Below are 12,427 nucleotides of genomic sequence, written 5' to 3' on the forward strand. Positions count from 1 at the left end.
GGGCCATGCAGGTCAAACGCTTTTTTGCCGCCGATATGCGCCAAGCCATGAAGCTGGTTCGTGATGAGCTGGGCGCTGATGCGACCATCATCGGCAACCGCCGAGTAGCGGGTGGCGTGGAATTGACGGCCGCGCTCGATTATCAGGTTGCGCCCCCACCGGCGCGACAAGCCAACCCGGCGCTGGAGGCCGAGCTGCGCAAGACTCAGTCGCGCATCGCTTCCGCCCAGGCCGAACTGACCACCCGTGCGCAGCTCGATGCCGGCAAGGATCGTCAGATGTTCGCCGAAGCGCCTGCTGCCGCGCCAGCCGACAGCCTGGACGCGGTACTCGAGCGTCAGCAGAAGAAGCCGGTCTCGGCCTCGGTCGATCAGTCTGCCCTGGAGTCCATGCGCTCCGAATTGCATGGCCTGCGTGAGTTGATCGAAATGCAGATGGGCTCCATGGCCTGGGGCCAGCTGCAGGCTCGTCGCCCGCAACAGGCCACCCTGTGGCGTCGCCTGCAACGCATGGGCCTGCCTGGTGAACTGACGCGTACGCTGCTCGATCGCGTTGCCTCGCTGAGCGATCAGCGTCAGGCCTGGCGCATGGTGCTTGCGCACCTTGCCCACTCGATTCAGACGCCCAAGCAGGAGCCGATGGAAGAGGGCGGCGTGATCGCTCTGGTTGGCCCGGCCGGCATGGGCAAGACCACCACCCTGGCGAAGCTCGCAGCGCGCTACGTACTCAAGTACGGCGCCACGAACATCGCTCTGGTGAGCATGGACAGTTACCGCATCGGTGCGCAGGAGCAGCTCAAGACCCTTGGCCGTATCCTTGGCGTATCCGTGACCCACGTCGATCCTGGTCAGTCACTGACTCAGGCGCTGGCACCGCTGGTGCGCAAGCGCGTGGTACTGATCGACACCGCCGGCTTGCCGGCCAACGATCCGGCGCTGCGCATGCAGTTGGAGACGCTGGCGAGCCGCGGTGTCAACGCGCGCAATTACCTGGTGCTGGCGGCTACCAGCCAGGCGCAGGTGCTCAAGGCGGCCTACCACAGCTACAAGCGCTGTGGGCTGGCTGGCTGCATTCTGAGTAAACTGGACGAAGCGACCAGCATGGGCGAGGTATTGGGTCTGGCTATTAGCCACCGTCTACCGGTAGCCTATCTGGCAGATGGTCCGCGGATCCCGGACGACGTTCATGTGCCGCGCAGTCATCAGCTGGTCAGCCGTGCCGTTGGCCTGCAGGCCCCGGATGAGCCGAGCGAAGACACGATGGCCGACATGTTCGCCGGGTTGTACCAGGACCCGGCACGACGTGCAGGATGAACAGGCAGGTGTGGCGAAGTGCTGGTTGTGCTCGCCACGGCAGCGCACAATGGCCCTAAGGCTTAAAGCGAAGTTAGATAAGGTGTGTAGATAACATGGGTATGCATCCCGTACAGGTGATCGCGGTGACCGGCGGCAAAGGCGGCGTTGGCAAGACCAATGTGTCGGTGAATTTGTCGCTGGCGTTGGCGGATCTCGGTCGGCGCGTAATGCTCATGGATGCCGACCTCGGTCTGGCCAACGTCGACGTGCTGCTCGGCCTGACGGCCAAGCGCACCCTGGCCGATGTCATCGACGGCCAGTGCGAACTGCGAGACGTGGTTCTGCAGGGGCCTGGCGGCATTCGTATCGTTCCCGCGGCCTCCGGCACCCAGAGCATGGTGCAGCTCACGCCCATGCAGCACGCCGGCCTGATCCAGGCCTTCAGCGACATCAGCGACAACCTCGACGTCCTGATCGTGGATACCGCCGCCGGTATCGGCGACTCGGTGGTGAGCTTCGTGCGCGCCGCCCAGGAAGTGCTGGTGGTGGTGTGCGATGAACCCACCTCGATCACCGATGCCTACGCGCTGATCAAGCTCCTCAACCGTGACCACGGCATGAACCGTTTCCGGGTGCTCGCCAATATGGCGCACAGCCCGCAGGAAGGCCGTAATCTCTTTGCTAAGCTGACCAAGGTGACCGACCGTTTTCTGGATGTCGCGCTGCAGTACGTGGGCGCGGTGCCGTACGACGAATCGGTACGCAAGGCCGTACAGAAACAACGTGCGGTGTATGAGGCGTTCCCTCGCTCGAAGTGCGCGCTGGCGTTCAAGGCGATTGCCCAGAAGGTGGATGCGTGGCCACTGCCGGCCAATCCGCGAGGCCATCTGGAATTCTTCGTTGAGCGCCTGGTGCAACAACCGACTGCAGACACGGCTGTATGACGACAGCCTCTGGACTCCGTATGTACAGCAAGGCAACAGCACGAGATTCACAGCATCAGTTGATCGAACGTTACGCGCCGTTGGTCAAGCGCATTGCCTATCACCTGTTGGCGCGGTTGCCCGCCAACGTGCAGGTGGATGATCTGATCCAGGCCGGGATGATCGGTCTGCTCGAGGCATCGCGCAAATACGACGCCGGCAAGGGCGCCAGTTTCGAGACGTTCGCCGGCATTCGCATTCGTGGCGCCATGCTCGATGAGGTCCGCAAGGGCGACTGGGCACCGCGTTCGGTACACCGCAACAGCCGTATGGTCAGCGACGCAATCAGAAAAATCGAAGCCAGAACGGGGCGAGACGCTAAAGATCAGGAGGTTGCTGCCGAACTCCAATTGAGTCTCGAAGATTACTACGGCATTCTTGGCGACACTTTGGGCAGCCGCCTGTTCAGTTTCGACGACCTGTTGCAGGAAGGCGAAAGCGGCGGACTGCAGGAAGACACGAATTCTTTGCACCATGGGCCATCGCATGAACTGGAAGACGATCGTTTCCAGGCCGCGCTGGTGGATGCCATCAGCAACCTGCCGGAGCGTGAGCGGTTGGTGTTGTCGCTGTATTACGACGAGGAATTGAACCTCAAGGAAATCGGCGAGGTACTGGGAGTGAGTGAGTCGCGGGTCAGCCAATTGCACAGTCAGTGTGCCGCGCGTTTACGCGCGCGGTTGGTGGAATGGCGCGCATAGGGAAATTTCAGGCGCTGGACATACACAGTGGACGCAGCAAAGCCGGGCGCAATAGGTTTGCGGCGTTCCGCCAGGCCGGTTTCACGATTTATAAGCGCTTTGGAATGCCGAGGCGTTTTAGGACTGTACGGAGGTCGACTTGGACAAGAACATGAAAATCCTCATCGTCGATGATTTCTCGACGATGCGACGGATCATCAAGAACCTCTTGCGTGATCTGGGGTTCACCAACACCGCGGAGGCCGACGACGGCACCACCGCATTGCCGATGCTGCAGAGCGGTAGCTTCGACTTCCTGGTGACCGACTGGAACATGCCGGGCATGAGTGGCATCGATTTGCTGCGCGCAGTGCGTGCCGACGAGCGCCTCAAGCAGATGCCCGTGCTGATGGTTACGGCAGAAGCCAAGCGTGATCAGATCATCGAGGCCGCCCAGGCCGGTGTGAACGGCTATGTGGTCAAGCCATTCACTGCCCAGGTGCTCAAGGAAAAGATCGAGAAAATCTTCGAGCGGGTCAACGGCTGATGTCTGCCGCGAGGTTGTTATGGAACACGATGATTCAAAAGAGGCCGACCTCGAGTCGACCCTGAAAAGCAATGCCCGCCAACTGGTCAACAGCCTCGAACAAGGCAACTTTGGCGAAGCGGTACAGCTGATCAACGAACTGAACAAGGCGCGCGACCGTGGTCTTTACCACGAAGTCGGCAAGCTCACCCGTGAGCTGCACAACGCTATCGTCAATTTTCAGCTCGACCCGCGCATGCCTCACGCCAAGGAGGTCTCGCAGATCTCCGATGCGACCGAGCGGCTCAATTACGTCGTGACCATGACCGAGCGTGCAGCCAACCGCACCATGGATCTGGTCGAGCAAAGCGCGCCGCTGGTCAACGACCTGAGCAGCGAAGCCGATGCCCTGAGCGAGGATTGGGGGCGCTTCATGCGTCGTGAAATGGGCGCTGACGCGTTCCGTGAACTGGCCAAGCGCATCGAGCTGTTTCTGGCGCGCAGCCAGCGTGACAGCAGCAAGCTGTCCGGGCATCTGAACGACATTTTACTGGCGCAGGACTATCAGGACCTGACCGGGCAAGTGATCAAGCGTGTCACGCAACTGGTGACCGAGGTCGAGAGCAATCTGCTGAAACTGGTGCTGATGGCCAGTCAGGTGGACCGCTTCGCGGGTATCGATCACGACCACGAAGAGCTGCGTGCCGAGCAAAACAAACAAAAACCTGCGTCACATGGTGAAGGTCCGCAGATTCATGCCGATAAGCGTGATGACGTTGCTTCTTCCCAGGACGACGTCGACGATTTGCTGTCCAGCCTGGGATTTTAGGAGCACGTCATATGAGCTTCGGCGCCGATGAAGAAATCCTCCAGGATTTCCTGGTAGAGGCCGGCGAGATTCTCGAGCAGTTGTCCGAGCAATTGGTAGAGCTGGAAAGCCGCCCGGACGATATGAACCTGCTCAACGCGATTTTTCGGGGATTTCACACGGTAAAAGGCGGTGCCGGTTTCCTTCAGCTCAATGAGCTGGTGGAGTGCTGTCATATCGCCGAGAACGTGTTCGACATCCTGCGCAAGGGTGAGCGTCGCGTCGACTCCGAGTTGATGGACGTGGTGCTCGAGGCGCTGGATGCCGTCAATGGCATGTTCGCCGAAGTGCGCGAGCGCGCCGAGCCGACGCCTGCATCTCCCGAGCTGCTGGCCGCCCTGGCGCGTCTGGCCGAGCCGGCCAGTGCCCAGCCGGCGCCAGTTGCCGCAGTCGCTGCGCCAGTGGCTGCTGCTGTCGCCGAGCCGGTGACAGCCGAAGCCTCGTCGGATATCACCGACAGCGAGTTCGAGCAGTTGCTCGACGCCCTGGGTGACGAGCCGCAGCCGCAAGCCAGCGCCTCTGATGATGAAATCAGCGATGACGAATTCGAGTCGCTGCTCGACCAGTTGCATGGCAAAGGCCAGTTCGCAGCGCCAGCAGCGGCTGCTGTCCAGGCGCCAGCGCCTGTGCCTGTGCCTGCTCCGGCCAGCGCTGCGAGCAGCGCCAGCGGCGATGACATCACCGATGACGAATTCGAAGCCTTGCTCGACCAATTGCATGGCAAGGGCCAGTTCGTGGCTCCTGCGGTGGAAGCGCCGGCACCGGCTGCTCCTGCCGTATCCGCCAGCTCCGCGGCGCAGAGCGACGAAATCACCGATGATGAGTTCGAAGCGCTGCTCGATCAGTTGCATGGCAAAGGCAAGTTCGTCGAGCCGACACCGGTCGCTCCCGCTGCTGCCGCTCCTGCCCCCGCAGCCGCTGCGGCCCCAGCGCCGAAGCCGACAGCCAAACCCGCTGCGCCGGTAGCTGCCAAGGCTACGCCGGCACCAGCACCAGCACCTGCGGCCAAGGCAGAGCCAGCCAAGGCAGCGGCTGCGCCGGCCGTTGCTGCACCAGCCAGTGAAGCGGAAACCACCGTGCGGGTCGACACCGCGCGTCTGGACGAAATCATGAACATGGTCGGCGAGCTGGTGCTGGTGCGTAACCGCCTGGTGCGCCTGGGGCTCAACAGCGGCGACGAGGCCATGTCCAAGGCCGTGTCCAACCTCGACGTGGTCACCGCGGATCTGCAGACGTCGGTCATGAAGACCCGCATGCAGCCGATCAAGAAGGTCTTCGGGCGCTTCCCGCGCCTGGTTCGCGACCTGGCTCGCCAGTTGAAGAAAGAGATCAATCTGGAGCTGGTCGGTGAAGAGACCGATCTCGACAAGAACCTCGTCGAAGCCCTGGCCGACCCGCTGGTCCACTTGGTGCGCAACGCGGTCGACCACGGCGTGGAAAGCCCGGAAGAACGCGAGGCCGCTGGCAAGTCGCGTACCGGGCGCGTGGTGCTGTCCGCCGAGCAGGAAGGTGACCACATCCTGCTGATGATCACCGATGACGGCAAGGGTATGGATGCCGACGTGCTGCGCAGCAAGGCCGTGGAAAAGGGCTTGCTGGACAAGGACGCCGCCGATCGCCTGACCGATCTGGAATGCTACAACCTGATCTTCGCCCCCGGTTTCTCGACCAAGACCGAGATTTCCGACGTGTCCGGCCGTGGCGTCGGCATGGACGTGGTGAAGACCAAGATTTCCCAGCTCAACGGCACGGTCAACGTGTTCTCGCAGAAAGGTCAGGGTTCGAAGATCGTCATCAAGGTGCCACTGACCCTGGCGATCATGCCGACGCTGATGGTGATGCTCGGCAACCAGGCGTTCGCCTTCCCGCTGGTCAACGTCAACGAGATCTTCCATCTCGACCTGTCGCGCACCAACGTGGTCGACGGCCAGGAAGTGGTGATCGTTCGCGACAAGGCATTGCCGCTGTTCTATCTCAAGCGCTGGCTGGTCAGCAAGGCTGCCCACGAAGAGCAAGGAGAAGGCCATGTGGTGATTCTCACCGTCGGCAATCAGCGTATCGGCTTCGTCGTCGATCAACTGGTCGGCCAGGAAGAGGTGGTGATCAAGCCGTTGGGCAAGATGCTGCAAGGCACGCCTGGCATGTCGGGTGCGACCATCACCGGCGACGGGCGCATCGCCCTGATTCTCGACGTGCCAAGCATGCTCAAACGCTACGCACGGCGTATCTGATCGTCCGCGGCGCGGCCTCTGCCGTGCCGCTTAGGAGTGTTTATGGTTGTCAAGGTACTGGTGGTCGACGACTCCGGCTTCTTCCGCCGCAGGGTTTCGGAGATCCTCTCGTCCGATCCCAACATCACCGTGGTCGGCACGGCCACCAACGGACGTGAGGCCATCGATCAGGCGCTGGCACTCAAGCCGGACGTGATCACCATGGACTACGAGATGCCGTTGATGGACGGCATCACGGCAGTGCGCAGCATCATGCAACGCTGCCCGACACCGGTGTTGATGTTCTCCTCGCTCACCCACGAAGGCGCCCGGGTCACCCTGGATGCGCTGGATGCCGGGGCGGTGGATTTCCTGCCGAAGAATTTCGAGGACATCTCGCGCAACCCGGAGAAGGTCAAGCAACTGCTGTGCGAGAAGGTGCACAGCATTTCGCGCAGCAACCGCCGGGGGATCGGCACGGCGTCCCTGACGCCGCCTGCCGGCGGTAGCCTGAGCCGACCTGCCAGTACGTCGAGCGCACCTGCACCCGCGGCGCGGCCACAGCCAAGCGTGAGTCACCCGCCTGCCGAACGTCATTCGTCCAGCGCCAGTGCTGCGCCCAAGCGCAAGGCCTACAAGCTGGTGGCGATCGGCACCTCGACCGGCGGCCCGGTCGCTCTGCAGCGGGTGCTAACGCAGTTGCCGGCGAATTTCCCGACGCCGATCGTGTTGATCCAGCACATGCCTGCGGCCTTCACCAAGGCCTTCGCCGAACGTCTGGACAAACTCTGCAAGATCAACGTCAAGGAAGCCGAGGATGGCGACATCTTGCGCCCCGGGCTGGCCATTCTGGCGCCGGGCGGCAAGCAGATGATGATCGACGGGCGCGGCACCATCCGCATCCTGCCCGGCGACGAGCGTCTGAACTACAAACCCTGCGTGGATATCACCTTCGGTTCTGCCTCCAAGTCGTACAACGACAAGGTGTTGGCCGTGGTGCTGACCGGCATGGGGGCCGATGGTCGCGAAGGCGCTCGCCTGCTCAAGCAGGGGGGCAGCCAGGTATGGGCGCAGGACGAAGCCAGTTGCGTGATCTATGGCATGCCCATGGCGATCGTGAAGGCCAACCTGGCGGATGCGGTGTACCCGTTGGATGACATCGGCCGGCATCTGGTCGAGGCCTGCCTCTGATGGATGTACTGAGCCTGATCGGTGTCATCCTGGCATTCGTCGCCATACTTGGCGGCAATTACCTGGAAGGCGGTCATGTCTCGGCACTGCTCAACGGCCCGGCGGCGCTGATCGTGATCGGCGGTACGCTGGGGGCGGCGTTGCTGCAAACGCCGGTCATCGTATTCAAGCGCGCCATGAGCATCCTGCGCTGGATCTTCTTCCCGCCGCAGATCGATCTGCCTGGCGGTATCGACCGGGTGGTGAACTGGAGCATGACCGCGCGCAAGGAGGGCCTGCTCGGCCTCGAGGCGGTCGCCGACGGCGAAGCCGATCCCTACGCACGCAAGGGCCTGCAACTGCTGGTCGATGGCGCCGAGCCGGAAGCCATCCGCAGTATTCTCGAGGTCGATCTCTACACCCAGGAAAGTCGCGACATACAGGCTGCCAAGTTCTTCGAGTGCATGGGCGGCTACGCGCCGACCATCGGCATCATCGGCGCGGTCATGGGGCTGATCCACGTGATGGGCAATCTGGCCGATCCGAGCCTGCTCGGTGGCGGGATCGCCGTCGCTTTCGTCGCTACCATCTACGGCGTGGCCATCGCCAACCTGCTGCTGTTGCCCATCGGTGCCAAGCTCAAGTCCGTGGCCATGCGCCAGTCGGCGTATCGGGAAATGCTCCTCGAAGGCATTCTGTCCATCGGCGAGGGTGAGAACCCACGCTCCATCGAGTTGAAGCTGCAAGGCTTCATGAACTGATCATGGCTCGCCGACGCCGCCACGAAGAGCATGAGAATCACGAGCGCTGGCTGGTGTCCTACGCGGACTTCATCACGCTGCTGTTCGCCTTCTTCGTGGTGATGTACTCGATTTCCTCGATCAACGAAGGCAAGTACAAGATCCTTTCGGAAACCCTGACGGGCGTGTTCAATCAGCCTGATCGCTCGATCAAACCCATTCCGGTGGGTGATGAGCGACCGCGCACCACCGAGCCGGATCGCTCCATGGTGGATGAGGAGACGGCGCAGCAGATCGCCGCCTCGACCCTGGAGAGCATTGCCGACAGCGTGCGTGAGGCCTTCGGCGGGCTGCTGCAGAGCGATCAGCTGAAAGTGCGCGGCAACGAGCTGTGGATCGAAATCGAATTGAGCTCCGGGCTGTTGTTTCCCAGCGGCGATGCACTGCCCAACGATGCAGCCTTCGAGATCATCGAGAAGATTGCCAAGATTCTGGCGCCCTACGGCAACCCTGTGCACGTGGAAGGCTTCACCGACAATCAGCCGATCAGAACCGCGCAGTTCCCAACCAACTGGGAGCTGTCTACCGCACGCGCTGCCAGCATAGTACGGATGCTGGCCATGGATGGCGTCGATCCGTCACGCATGGCGGCGGTGGGCTATGGCGAGTTTCAGCCGGTAGCCGACAACGCCACGGCAGAGGGCAGGGCGCGCAATCGTCGAGTGGTGTTGGTGGTCTCGCGTAATCTCGATGTGCGGCGTAGTGTAAGCGGCGTGGGTAGCGCCAATGCCCAGCCGGATGCGGCGATGCAGCGTGCTGGCACGCAACCTGCTTCAGCGCCTGCAGCACAGGCTCCAGCCAATGGCGCCGTCAATTCCCCGTCGCCTGCGCAATGAAGTGGGCACTCAGTCTCGGCCGGGCTCAGCCTGCTCCGGGAGGATGAAGAGTATGAGAGTTTGGGCTGTATCCAATCAGAAAGGCGGCGTGGGTAAAACCACTTCGACCATCGCCCTTGCAGGTCTGCTGGCAGACGCCGGCAAACGTGTGGTGGTAGTCGATCTCGACCCGCACGGTTCGATGACCAGCTATTTCGGTCACGATCCCGATAGCCTCGAACACAGCGTCTTCGACCTGTTCCAGCATCAGGGCAGCGTGCCCCAGGGGCTGCCGCAGCAGCTGTTGCTGCCGACCAGTCACGAACGAATTTCCCTGCTGCCGTCGAGCACCGCACTGGCCACCCTGGAGCGACAGTCTCCCGGACAAAGTGGCCTGGGGCTGGTGGTCGCCAAGAGCCTGGCGCAGCTGTGGCAGGATTTCGACCACGCGGTGATCGACAGTCCGCCCTTGCTCGGTGTGCTGATGGTCAACGCCCTGGCAGCCAGCCAGCAGTTGGTGATTCCGGTGCAGACCGAGTTTCTTGCGGTCAAGGGGCTCGAGCGTATGGTCAGCACCCTGGCGATGATCAATCGCTCGCGCAAGCAAGCCTTGCCGTACACCATCGTGCCGACCCTGTTCGACCGCCGTACCCAGGCATCGATGTCGACGTTGCGGTTGCTCAAGAGCACCTACCCCGAGCATCTCTGGCAAGCCTATATACCTGTCGACACCCGCCTGCGTGATGCCAGCCGGGCCGGGCTGACCCCCTCGCAGTTCGATGCCAACAGCCGCGGCTCCATCGCTTACCGGGCGCTGCTCAAGCATTTGCTGGCGCAGCAGCCTGCGTCTCAAGTGGCCTGATCCGCCATGGCCAGATATTCTGCGCAAACAGCCTCAAGTCTGCCGCCCTTGCGGCCGATAGCTCATACAGGTCTCCATTGCGGGTTGCATTCATGAGTCGTTCCACCGCCACAGCCACAAGGCCCCAACTGGCCCTGCAGTCGTACCTCGACGGGTTGCTGCAGGAGGCCGCGGTCGAGCTCGAACAGGAGCAGGCCCAGAGCAGCCTCGATGATTTCGAGGCTGCCGTGCTCGAGGAGCAGATTCGCGATGCCCAGGCCGCGCCGCGTGTCGAAGCCGCGCCCCTGACATTGGTTCAGCCGGTGGCCGAGGTGGTTGTCGAGCCGGTGGTCGAGGCATTGGCGCCGGTGTTCGTCGAGCCGATTGCCATGCCGTCGGTGGTCGAGCCTGTGGCCGAAGTTCATCGCCCGGCGCCGCAGATCGCCTCGGTGCTGGCAGACGGTCGCCCCGAGTGGGCTGAAGAGCCGTTCGAATGCCTGCTGTTCGACGTCGCTGGCCTGACGCTTGCCGTGCCACTGGTGTGTCTGGGCTCCATCTATCCGCTGGCGGGGCAGGACCTGACACCTTTGTTTGGCCAACCGGACTGGTTTCTCGGCATACTGCCATCACAGTCGGGCAACCTGAAGGTGCTCGACACCGCGCGCTGGGTTATGCCGGATCGCTATCGAGAGGATTTCCGCCAGGGGCTGCAGTACGTGATTTCCGTTCAGGGTTACGAGTGGGGTTTGGCCGTTCACCAGGTCAGCCGTTCGATTCGCCTGCACCCGGACGAGATCAAGTGGCGCAGTCAGCGGGCCCAGCGGCCCTGGCTGGCGGGTACGGTGATCGAACACATGTGTGCGCTGCTGGACGTCGCCGCATTGGCCGAGTTGATCGCCAGCGGCGCGACCAAGCGCATGAGCAACGGACAGATACACTGATTACTGGATGCGCGCGCCGTGGCGCGGGCAGCCGATTGAATAGCGGGAATCCCGCACACCGCCACACGCGGTCAATGACGAGGCTAGGCCATGAAGAAAAACTCTGCACAAGGCGCTGAAGATCCGATCCTGCAGTGGGTCACGTTCCGTCTGGACAACGAAACCTACGGCATCAACGTGATGCAGGTGCAGGAAGTCCTGCGCTACACGGAAATCGCCCCCGTACCTGGCGCGCCGAGCTACGTGCTGGGGATCATCAACCTGCGCGGTAACGTGGTCACCGTGATCGACACGCGCCAGCGTTTCGGCCTGGATTCCTCCGACGTCACCGACAACACCCGTATCGTCATCATCGAGGCGGACAAGCAGGTCGTGGGCATCATGGTCGACAGCGTGGCCGAAGTGGTTTACCTGCGTCAGTCCGAAGTGGAAACCGCACCGAACGTCGGCAACGACGAGTCGGCCAAGTTCATCCAGGGCGTGTGCAACAAGAACGGCGAGCTGTTGATCCTGGTCGAGCTGGACAAGATGATGACCGAGGAGGAGTGGTCGGAGCTGGAGAGCATCTGAGGTGCTCGAAGCTGCACTGATCGTTCTTGCCCTGGTCTGTGCCGGGCTGGTGGGTACCTGCGTGTGGTTGGCAGGGCGCTTGCGCCTGGCCAGCCAGCTACAGGCCGAGCGCGACACCCAGCGTGACCAGCGCATCCGCGAACTGGGCAAGCGCCTGGACACCTACCTGACTGGCAGCATCCGTATGGGCGAGGAGCTCCACGAGCTACGCCGCACCGTCGCGCCGCTGCCGGACAAACTGACCCAGATCGAACAACGCGATCCCTCCAGCCTGTCCTTCACCCAGGCCGCTCGCCTGGTCGGCATGGGTGCCAGCGCCGATGACCTGACTCAATCCTGCGGCCTGAGCAAGGCCGAAGCAGAGCTGGTCGCCAAGCTGCACCAGTCGCGCCGTACCTAGACGCCACAGCACTACGACAGCCCCGTAGGAGCCCGCTCGCGGGCGATACGATAGCGGCCACACCGCAACAACGCATCAAGCCCAGAAATCGCCAGCAAGCTGGCTCCTACGTACAGCGGCGCTACCTGCCTCCGTAGGAGCCCGCTTGCGGGCGATACGACAGCGGCCACACCGCAACATCGCATCAAGCCCAGAAATCGCCAGCAAGCTGGCTCCTACGCCACGGCGCTACGACATTCCCGTAGGAGCCCGCTTGCGGGCGATACGATAGCGGCCACACCGCAACAACGCATCAAGCCCAGAAATCGCCAGCAAGCTGGCTCCTACG

At 62.5% G+C, this 12,427-nt stretch carries 13 protein-coding genes; all 13 read left to right on the forward strand.

The features are described from left to right. Nucleotides 1-5 precede the first annotated feature (5 nt). Nucleotides 6-1,313 carry a flagellar biosynthesis GTPase FlhF gene (gene flhF / locus QRN22_RS25205; RefSeq protein ID WP_042555800.1) on the forward strand — a complete coding sequence of 436 codons (1,308 nt, stop codon included), beginning with the start codon at nucleotides 6-8 and terminating at the stop codon, nucleotides 1,311-1,313. Nucleotides 1,314-1,408: 95 nt separating this feature from the next. Next, a complete protein-coding gene (gene fleN / locus QRN22_RS25210) occupies nucleotides 1,409-2,239 on the forward strand; it encodes a flagellar synthesis regulator FleN (RefSeq protein WP_179538478.1) in 831 nt (276 codons plus the stop codon). Beyond that, on the forward strand, nucleotides 2,236-2,979 hold the full coding sequence (gene fliA / locus QRN22_RS25215) for an RNA polymerase sigma factor FliA (protein WP_082045875.1): 744 nt from the start codon (nucleotides 2,236-2,238) through the stop codon (nucleotides 2,977-2,979). Before fleN ends, fliA begins: the two co-directional genes overlap by 4 nt. 151 nt (nucleotides 2,980-3,130) lie before the next feature. Then, nucleotides 3,131-3,505 carry a chemotaxis response regulator CheY gene (locus QRN22_RS25220; RefSeq protein WP_175154250.1) on the forward strand — a complete coding sequence of 125 codons (375 nt, stop codon included), beginning with the start codon at nucleotides 3,131-3,133 and terminating at the stop codon, nucleotides 3,503-3,505. 19 nt (nucleotides 3,506-3,524) lie between these two features. Continuing rightward, a complete protein-coding gene (locus QRN22_RS25225) occupies nucleotides 3,525-4,313 on the forward strand; it encodes a protein phosphatase CheZ (RefSeq protein WP_042555803.1) in 789 nt (262 codons plus the stop codon). Between the two features lie 11 nt (nucleotides 4,314-4,324). Next, complete coding sequence (locus QRN22_RS25230) at nucleotides 4,325-6,583, forward strand: chemotaxis protein CheA (RefSeq protein ID WP_042555804.1); 2,259 nt, start codon at nucleotides 4,325-4,327, stop codon at nucleotides 6,581-6,583. Nucleotides 6,584-6,625: 42 nt separating this feature from the next. Next, the gene (locus QRN22_RS25235; RefSeq protein ID WP_042555805.1) at nucleotides 6,626-7,753 is read left to right on the forward strand and encodes a protein-glutamate methylesterase/protein-glutamine glutaminase; all 1,128 of its coding nucleotides are present in this window, start codon (nucleotides 6,626-6,628) and stop codon (nucleotides 7,751-7,753) included. Then, entirely contained in the window at nucleotides 7,753-8,493 is a 741-nt protein-coding gene (locus QRN22_RS25240; protein ID WP_042555806.1) for a flagellar motor protein, read from the forward strand. The genes QRN22_RS25235 and QRN22_RS25240 overlap by 1 nt, the downstream gene beginning before the upstream one ends. 2 nt (nucleotides 8,494-8,495) lie before the next feature. Beyond that, on the forward strand, nucleotides 8,496-9,368 hold the full coding sequence (motD, locus tag QRN22_RS25245; protein ID WP_042555807.1) for a flagellar motor protein MotD: 873 nt from the start codon (nucleotides 8,496-8,498) through the stop codon (nucleotides 9,366-9,368). A gap of 52 nt (nucleotides 9,369-9,420) precedes the next feature. After that, entirely contained in the window at nucleotides 9,421-10,209 is a 789-nt protein-coding gene (locus QRN22_RS25250) for a ParA family protein (RefSeq protein ID WP_042555808.1), read from the forward strand. 92 nt (nucleotides 10,210-10,301) lie between these two features. Further along, nucleotides 10,302-11,129, forward strand: a complete 828-nt coding sequence (locus tag QRN22_RS25255) for a CheW domain-containing protein (RefSeq protein WP_042555809.1) — start codon at nucleotides 10,302-10,304, stop codon at nucleotides 11,127-11,129. Nucleotides 11,130-11,219: 90 nt separating this feature from the next. Continuing rightward, complete coding sequence (locus QRN22_RS25260; RefSeq protein WP_042555810.1) at nucleotides 11,220-11,699, forward strand: chemotaxis protein CheW; 480 nt, start codon at nucleotides 11,220-11,222, stop codon at nucleotides 11,697-11,699. Between the two features lies 1 nt (nucleotide 11,700). Then, nucleotides 11,701-12,099, forward strand: coding sequence for a DUF2802 domain-containing protein (locus QRN22_RS25265; protein ID WP_042555811.1), 399 nt, complete (start codon nucleotides 11,701-11,703; stop codon nucleotides 12,097-12,099). The last annotated feature ends 328 nt before the right edge of the window (nucleotides 12,100-12,427 follow it).

This window comes from Pseudomonas sp. MEJ086, assembly GCF_030209025.1.
Classification (GTDB): Bacteria; Pseudomonadota; Gammaproteobacteria; order Pseudomonadales; family Pseudomonadaceae; genus Aquipseudomonas; species Aquipseudomonas fulva_A.

What these genes read in the sequence shown, in the direction of transcription:
- QRN22_RS25220 (WP_175154250.1), top strand. Translation starts at nt 3,131, where the DNA reads ATGAAAATCCTCATCGTCGATGATTTCTCGACGATGCGACGGATCATC.
- QRN22_RS25255 (WP_042555809.1), top strand. Translation starts at nt 10,302, where the DNA reads ATGAGTCGTTCCACCGCCACAGCCACAAGGCCCCAACTGGCCCTGCAG.
- QRN22_RS25225 (WP_042555803.1), top strand. Translation starts at nt 3,525, where the DNA reads ATGGAACACGATGATTCAAAAGAGGCCGACCTCGAGTCGACCCTGAAA.
- QRN22_RS25260 (WP_042555810.1), top strand. Translation starts at nt 11,220, where the DNA reads ATGAAGAAAAACTCTGCACAAGGCGCTGAAGATCCGATCCTGCAGTGG.
- QRN22_RS25230 (WP_042555804.1), top strand. Translation starts at nt 4,325, where the DNA reads ATGAGCTTCGGCGCCGATGAAGAAATCCTCCAGGATTTCCTGGTAGAG.
- motD (WP_042555807.1), top strand. Translation starts at nt 8,496, where the DNA reads ATGGCTCGCCGACGCCGCCACGAAGAGCATGAGAATCACGAGCGCTGG.
- fliA (WP_082045875.1), top strand. Translation starts at nt 2,236, where the DNA reads ATGACGACAGCCTCTGGACTCCGTATGTACAGCAAGGCAACAGCACGA.
- QRN22_RS25240 (WP_042555806.1), top strand. Translation starts at nt 7,753, where the DNA reads ATGGATGTACTGAGCCTGATCGGTGTCATCCTGGCATTCGTCGCCATA.
- fleN (WP_179538478.1), top strand. Translation starts at nt 1,409, where the DNA reads ATGGGTATGCATCCCGTACAGGTGATCGCGGTGACCGGCGGCAAAGGC.
- QRN22_RS25235 (WP_042555805.1), top strand. Translation starts at nt 6,626, where the DNA reads ATGGTTGTCAAGGTACTGGTGGTCGACGACTCCGGCTTCTTCCGCCGC.
- flhF (WP_042555800.1), top strand. Translation starts at nt 6, where the DNA reads ATGCAGGTCAAACGCTTTTTTGCCGCCGATATGCGCCAAGCCATGAAG.
- QRN22_RS25250 (WP_042555808.1), top strand. Translation starts at nt 9,421, where the DNA reads ATGAGAGTTTGGGCTGTATCCAATCAGAAAGGCGGCGTGGGTAAAACC.